The organism is Collinsella aerofaciens, assembly GCF_039752985.1.
In the GTDB taxonomy this organism is placed as follows: domain Bacteria; phylum Actinomycetota; class Coriobacteriia; order Coriobacteriales; family Coriobacteriaceae; genus Collinsella; species Collinsella aerofaciens_BT.
Window position 1 is genome coordinate 21,564 of record NZ_JBDMHA010000027.1, and the last position, 7,042, is coordinate 28,605.

7 protein-coding genes are annotated in these 7,042 nt (G+C 59.3%); all 7 read left to right on the top strand.

The window, feature by feature from the left end; translation table 11 throughout:
- The first annotated feature begins 1 nt into the window (after position 1).
- Positions 2–913, top strand: coding sequence for a UDP-N-acetylmuramate dehydrogenase (murB, locus tag ABHR76_RS05105; protein ID WP_006234257.1), 912 nt, complete (start codon positions 2–4; stop codon positions 911–913).
- 424 nt (positions 914–1,337) lie between these two features.
- Complete coding sequence (locus ABHR76_RS05110) at positions 1,338–2,126, top strand: cell division protein FtsQ/DivIB (RefSeq protein ID WP_022094490.1); 789 nt, start codon at positions 1,338–1,340, stop codon at positions 2,124–2,126.
- 199 nt (positions 2,127–2,325) lie between these two features.
- On the top strand, positions 2,326–3,480 hold the full coding sequence (gene ftsZ, locus ABHR76_RS05115) for a cell division protein FtsZ (protein ID WP_022094491.1): 1,155 nt from the start codon (positions 2,326–2,328) through the stop codon (positions 3,478–3,480).
- A gap of 210 nt (positions 3,481–3,690) precedes the next feature.
- On the top strand, positions 3,691–4,491 hold the full coding sequence (locus tag ABHR76_RS05120) for a purine nucleoside phosphorylase YfiH/LACC1 family protein (RefSeq protein WP_138374476.1): 801 nt from the start codon (positions 3,691–3,693) through the stop codon (positions 4,489–4,491).
- Entirely contained in the window at positions 4,488–5,324 is an 837-nt protein-coding gene (locus ABHR76_RS05125; RefSeq protein WP_055251678.1) for a phosphate ABC transporter substrate-binding protein, read from the top strand. Before ABHR76_RS05120 ends, ABHR76_RS05125 begins: the two co-directional genes overlap by 4 nt.
- A 1-nt stretch (position 5,325) precedes the next feature.
- Entirely contained in the window at positions 5,326–6,252 is a 927-nt protein-coding gene (pstC, locus tag ABHR76_RS05130) for a phosphate ABC transporter permease subunit PstC (RefSeq protein ID WP_346976975.1), read from the top strand.
- Between the two features lie 3 nt (positions 6,253–6,255).
- On the top strand, positions 6,256–7,042 hold a 787-nt coding region (gene pstA / locus ABHR76_RS05135), incomplete at its 3' end, for a phosphate ABC transporter permease PstA (protein ID WP_346976976.1).

The following is a 7,042-nucleotide window of genomic DNA, read 5'->3' on the forward strand; positions in this document are numbered from 1 at the left end:
AATGGGTCTGTTTAACGCCGTCATGGCGCTCTCGGGCATGATCGACACGGATGTGATCGAGGACGAGCGCCTTGCGCGTCATACGAGCTATCGTATCGGCGGCAAGGCCGACCTCTTTGTGACGTGCCATAGCTATCATGCCCTCCGCCGCGCCGTGGCGGTGCTCGATCGCGAGCAGGTGCCGTGGGTCATCATCGGCAAGGGCTCCAATCTGCTGGTTGCCGATGGCGGTTATCGCGGCGCCGTCATTTCGCTCGGACGTGAGTTTCAGCGCACGGTTGTTGCCGATGACGGTTGTACGCTGACGGTCGGTGCGGGCGTGATGTTTGCGCGCCTGGTCAACGATGCCCTGTCGCGTAGCCTCTCGGGCCTTGAGTTTGCCGTTGGCATCCCTGGTTCGGTTGGCGGTGCGATATCTATGAATGCCGGCACACGGACCGAGTGGATTGGCTCGCTGGTTGAGGATGTCGTAACGTTTGACCCGGCATCCGGTATCAAACATTATGCGGGGTCCGAGATCACTTGGGGCTACCGCGAATGTAGCCTTCCCCGCAATGAGATCATCCTCGAGTGCGTGCTCAAGCTTAAACCGGCGCCCAAGGCCGACATTCGCGAGCGCATGGAGCGGTACCTGACGAGGCGCAAGCGTACACAGCCCATGGGTCGCGCATCCTGCGGGTCGGTCTTTCGCAACCCGCCCGATGCGAGCGTGGGCAAGCTTATCGAGGATTGTGGATTAAAGGGTTTTTCGATTGGCGGCGCGGAAGTTTCGCCCGTTCACGCTAATTTTATCGTTAATAACGGAACTGCCTCGGCCGATGACGTTGCCGCGGTTATCAGACATGTGCACGGAAAGGTGAGGGAGGCGTATGGCATCGAGCTCAGACCGGAAGTTAAATTCCTCGGCTTCTAGAGCATCGAAACCCACCTTCCGCCGCGCCGGAGGGCGTTCCGGCGCGCCTGCCAAACCTCAACGCAATATCGTCGCGCACTCTAAGCCTGTCGGGCATGCTCGACAGACCAGTCGTCCGGTTGTCGGCTCGCAGCTCGGTAATCGTCCGGCCGCAAAAAAGTCCTCGCGTCCCTCGGTGACGTCAAAGCCTGTTATGGGCGCCAAGCCTGCCCGTCCTATGGCAACTCCTAAGCCCTCGACAGGAACTAAGGCGGCGCGTCCGAGTCGCACGCTGGGCGCATCGAAACCGCGCTCGCTGACATCGGTGCCGGCTACCGCCAAGAAGCCTTCGGGTAAAAAAGGCGTCAACCCGTTGTCTTTACTTAGGGCGATGGCAAATAAAACATCAGACGCCGCTTCTGTCGTTACAGGCAAAGGCAAAATCGTGGGCGGCGTTTTGGCCGTCTTGGCCGTGCTCGTCGTCGTTGCTATCGTGGTGATTAACTCTGGATTGTTTACCGCCACCGATATTCAGATTCAAGGCAGCGAGCATGTGACGAAGCACGATGCTATCCAGCTGATCGATTTGCCCGAGGGAACGTCGCTTTTTAACGTCGATCCCGACCAGATTACCGAGGACCTCAAGCAGAACCCGTGGGTCTCGGGCGTGGATGTCCAGCGTCAGTTCCCACATACGCTCATCATTACGCCGATGGAGCGCAAGGTCATTGCAATTGCCTATATCAGCTCCGATGACCTTGCCTGGGCCATCGGGGATGATGACACCTGGATCGCCCCGCTGTCGACGTCGGTCGAAGTGGATGACCAGGGCAACGTCATCACGACGGGACAGGGCTCAAATACCCTGACCGGCATTGATGCCGCGCTGGCGCTCGCTAAGCACTATGGCGCGGTGTTGTTGACTGATGTCTCGGCGGATGTCGCTCCGGTTTCCGGCCAGGCAGTGAGCTCCAAGGCCGTTAAGGCTGGCTTGGATTATGTGCGTGGTTTTTCGAGCGAGTTCTTGGGACAAGTCAAGGATATTTCCACGCCTTCGGTCGAAGCCATCTCGGCAAACCTCAATAACGGCATTGAGGTGTCGCTGGGCGATTCGAACGATATCGTCAAGAAGGAGCGCGTAGTCACCAAGCTGCTTTCGCAGGTAGAGGGCGTAACGTATATCAATGTGCGCTCTCCGGGTAACTATACATTTAGGAACGCTCCGACCTCGTAGCGCTGGTTGATGCTTTGTTGAGGGGCCATACCACGCCGTTTATCTGGTTTGTTTGGTTTTCACGGTCAATTATTTGACTGATACGTTCATAATGTGCAAACATAATACGGTTTACCTTTGCATTTACTTTCAACCTGAAGGTTAATGTGCGCAGGGGTCGACCCATGCTATGGCTATAACCTTTGTTCGGAGGACCGACATGCACGAGACAGAGATCAACAACTACCTTGCCGTCATTAAGGTGGTCGGCGTCGGCGGCGGCGGTACCAACGCGGTCAATCGAATGATCGAAGAGGGCATCCGCGGCGTCGAGTTTGTTGCCATCAACACCGATGCTCAGGCACTCGCGATCTCTGATGCCGATATCAAGGTGCACATCGGCACCGACCTTACCCGCGGCCTGGGCGCCGGCGCCAACCCCGAGGTTGGCCGCAAGGCTGCCGATGAGTCCCGCGACGACATTGCCGAGGCGCTCGCTGGTGCCGACATGGTGTTCATCACCTGCGGCGAGGGCGGTGGCACCGGTACCGGCGCTGCTCCCATCGTTGCCGATATCGCGATGAACGAGGTCGGTGCGCTGACCGTCGCCGTCGTGACCAAGCCCTTCACCTTCGAGGGCCGCAAGCGCAAGAAGAGCGCCGAGGAGGGCATTAAGACCCTCTCCGATTGCGTCGACACCATGATCGTCATCCCTAACGATAAGCTGCTCGACATCGCCGAGAAGAAGACCACCATGCTCGAGGCCTTCGCGATTGCCGATGGCGTCCTTTCCCAGGGCACCCAGGGCATCACCGACCTCATCACCGTCCCCGGTATCATCAACCTGGACTTCGCCGATGTTAAGACCATCATGAAGCAGGCCGGTACCGCCATGATGGGTATCGGTACCTCTTCTGGGGACACCCGTGCCGTCGACGCTGCCCAGCAGGCCATCTCCAGCCCGCTGCTCGAGAGCTCCATCGATGGTGCCACGCGCGTGCTGCTCTCCATCGCCGGTTCCAAGGACCTGGGCATCCAGGAGATCAGCGACGCCGCCGACGTTGTCGCCAACGCCGTCGACCCCGAGGCCAACATCATCTTCGGTACCGTTGTCGACGAGTCCCTGGGCGATCAGGTGCGTATCACCGTCATCGCTACGGGCTTCTCCGACTCCAACGTCAACCGTCAGGACGAGCTCTTTGCTGCTCAGCAGTCTCAGAGCAAGGCCGCTGCCTCCGCTGAGCCGCAGCGCACCGCTCCTGCCACGAGCCCGGCTCAGGCCGCTCCGACCCGCAACGTCGGTGGCACCGAGCTTCCTAACTTCGGCAACGATCAGTTCGAGCTTCCCGACTTCCTGAAGCGCGGTAGCTTCTAAGTCGTTCTTTGCATTGTTGTGCGCAGGGGCGTGTCCGTATGGACGCGCCCTTTTTATTTCGACTTTGTAAACTAGAACCTCCAATCTCTTTACGTTCCCTTTACGATTGCCTCCAGCGCAGCAGGTATCCTTTTAGAGAAGTATGACAGCCGTATAAACGCGGGCTGTAGCGGCGATGCCGCGGTACTTGTGTTATTAGGAGGCTTTAGTATGGCAGCACGTGCGGACAAAGTTTCGCGTGTCGACCATGATGGAGTTACGTTGGTGGAGGGCGCGACATCCGATGTTCGCTTTGCCTTCACCGAGCGCGCCGGTGGCGTTTCCGAAGATGCGTACTCCTCACTCAACTTGGGCTCGCATGTTGGCGATGACCCCTTTGCTGTTCAAGAAAATCGTCGTCGTGCGCTCGAGGCTATGGGTGCCGCCGAGTGCGAGCACAACCTGCTCGTTCCCAATCAGGTCCATGGTGATCATATCGTTGCGGTGACCTCGAACGGCGCCGATGACCTTGAGGACGTTCGCGAGCAGATTGCCGAGGGCTGTGATGCCATCGTCTGCACGGCGCATAACGTGCCCGTGCTGCTCTGCTTTGCCGACTGCGTTCCCGTGGTGCTGGTGGCCCCCGGCGGATTTGCCGTGGTGCACTCCGGTTGGAAGGGCACGATTGCACGTATTTCCGCCAAGGCGTGCCAGGCGCTTTGCGATGCTGCCGGTTGCGATGCGAGCGACGTTTCCGCCTATATCGGCCCCCATATCTTAGGTGACGAATATGAGGTATCCCAGGAACTCATGGATCGCTTTGCCGCCGAGTTCTCTTGCATCGATGCGAATACCTCTCGCATGCTTGATCTTTCCGCTGCCATTCGCGAGGCGCTGGTAGATGTCGGTGTCGACGCGGATAATATCGTGGATACCCAGCTTTCGACCGTGCGTCAGAACGACCGCTTTTATTCCTACCGTAACGAGGACGGCACCTGTGGGCGCCATGCTGCGATCGGCGTGATGCTATGAGAAAGATCGTATCGGTTCTGAGCGCCGCTGTGCTTACGCTTACGCTGTGCGCCTGTTCTTCGGGATCTTCGACCTCTTCCATTACCGTGGCCGGCTCCACGACCTGCCTTCCTATCGCCGAGATTGCGGCCGAGGGCTTTAAGGAGGAGACCGGCATCGACGTGCTCGTTTCCGGTTTGGGTTCTTCCGCTGGGATCGAGGCCGTCAGCGCCGGCACGGCCGATATCGCCAGCTCCTCCCGTGGACTCAATGCCGACGAACAGGATCTGGGCCTGACTCCCATCGTCATTGCCCACGACGGTATTGCGGTCATCGTGAACGACGACAACCCCGTCGATAACCTCTCGACCGAGCAGCTCCGCGATATCTACGCCGGCAAGATTACCAATTGGAAAGAGGTCGGTGGCGAGGACCTGAGGATTCAGGTCATCAACCGAGACGAGGCGTCCGGTACGCGCGAGGCCTTCCGTACCATCGTGATGGATGGCACGCCGTTCGATCGCCGCTCGGCTGTTCTTTCGGGTACGGGCCAGGTGCGCGACGTGGTATCTCGTTCGCGTGGGGCCATCGGCTACATTTCGCTGGGCTTCGTCGATAGCCTCAACGCCAAGACCTCGGTCAAGGCTGTCTCGGTCAATCATGTTGAGGCGTCCGAGAAGACGGTCGCGAGTGGCGGCTATCCCATCTCGCGCGACCTTTACTTCTTTGTGAAGGGTGCGCCTTCGCAGCAGGCGCAGGATTACATCGACTACGTGACGTCCGAAAAGATGGACAAGCAGATTCGCGAGGCGGGCTTTATTCCCGTCACCAACGACGAGAAGGGGAGTGAGTAGCATGGAAGCACAGGAAAACTCCCAGACTGAGCAGAATGCTCAGGCACCCAAGAAGCGCGAGCTGGCGCTCGTATCGCGCAGTACCTATATCAAGGAGAAGGCGCTGCAGTGGATCTTCTTTGCCTGCGCGTTTTTGGCGGTCGTTACCGTCATCCTGATTTTTGTCTTTACCACGTACTCGGCGCTGCCCGTCTTTACTGACATCGGTCTGGCGGACTTCTTTAGCTTTACGTGGGCGCCTTCCGAGGGCCACTACGGCATCTTGTCGCTGCTTGCCGGCTCGGGTCTGGTGACCGTCGGTGCGCTCGCCATGGGCGTGCCGCTGGGCGTGGGTACGGCCGTTTACCTGGTCGAGATTGCCAGCAAGCGCGTGCGCAAGCTCATCAGCCCCGCCGTTGACCTGCTGGCGGGCATACCCTCCATCATCTACGGCTTCTTTGGCATGATCATCATCCGCCCGTTTATCGCACAACTGACCGGCGGCCTTGGTTTTGGTGCGCTGACGGCGTGGTTTGTGCTCGCCATCATGATCGTCCCTACCATCACCACGCTCACCATCGATGCTCTCAATTCCATTCCCATGGGCATTCGCGAGGCATCGTATGCCATGGGCGCCACCAAGTGGCAGACCATCTATAAGGTCGTGTTACCTGCCGCCAAGCTGGGTATCGTGGATGCCATCGTGCTGGGTATGGGCCGTGCCATCGGCGAGACCATGGCCGTGCTCATGGTCGTGGGTAACGCCCCGGTTATTCCCGATAGCATTGCGAGCCCCATCTCGACGCTCACGAGCCAGATTGCGCTCGACATGAGCTATTCCTCGGGTCTGCACCGCTCGGCGCTGTTCGGCATGGGCGTGGTCCTGTTTATCATCTCCGCCACACTGGTGGGCATCGTCCGTCTGATTTCCAAGAAGAAGAGGGGGTAGGCTATGTCCGATTCCGTTGACGCGACGGTCGATGCGACCTCGTCGCGCGAGCGCATCAAGCGTGCCCTTTCCCACGGCAAGAAGGGCCGCATCAACAAGGACCTGTCCAACAAGATCATGCTTGGCGTGTTCCGTGCCGCTGCCTACATCACCACGCTGGTGCTGGTCGCTATCATCGCCTACGTGGTCATCAACGGCCTGCCACACATTTCGCTCGACTTTATCTTCGGTTGGCCCCAGGGCGTCAACGCCGAGGGCGGAATTTGGCCCACGATCGTCTCGACCGTCTACGTGACGGCGCTCGCCATGCTTATCTGCACGCCGATCGCTGTGCTGGCAGCCGTCTATCTGGCCGAGTACGCCAAGCAGGGCAAGGTCGTCGAGCTCATTCGCTACGCTGCTGACGCTTTGGCCTCGGTGCCCTCCATCGTTATGGGCCTGTTTGGCTACGCCTTGTTTGTCGAGGCTATGGGCCTGGGCCTTTCGATGGTCTCTGCCGCTCTGGCACTCGCGCTCTTGATGCTCCCCATCGTCATGCGCACCACCGAAGAGGCCATTCGCGCCGTTCCGCGCTATATCCGTTGGGGCGCGTACGGCCTGGGCGCCACCAAGTGGCAGGTTGTCTCCAAGATCGTGCTTCCTTCTGCCTTTGGCCGTATTGCCACGGGCATCGTCCTCGCCATCGGCCGTGCCATTGGCGAGACCGCGGTGGTGCTCTACACCATGGGCCAGGCCATCAACCTGCCTATTTCGCCGCTCGATTCCGGCCGCCCCATGACGGTTCACCTGT

Excerpts from the sequence above, each read along its gene's own strand:
- murB (WP_006234257.1), top strand. The coding sequence starts at position 2 with ATGGGTCTGTTTAACGCCGTCATGGCGCTCTCGGGCATGATCGACACG.
- ftsZ (WP_022094491.1), top strand. The coding sequence starts at position 2,326 with ATGCACGAGACAGAGATCAACAACTACCTTGCCGTCATTAAGGTGGTC.
- ABHR76_RS05120 (WP_138374476.1), top strand. The coding sequence starts at position 3,691 with ATGGCAGCACGTGCGGACAAAGTTTCGCGTGTCGACCATGATGGAGTT.
- ABHR76_RS05125 (WP_055251678.1), top strand. The coding sequence starts at position 4,488 with ATGAGAAAGATCGTATCGGTTCTGAGCGCCGCTGTGCTTACGCTTACG.
- pstC (WP_346976975.1), top strand. The coding sequence starts at position 5,326 with ATGGAAGCACAGGAAAACTCCCAGACTGAGCAGAATGCTCAGGCACCC.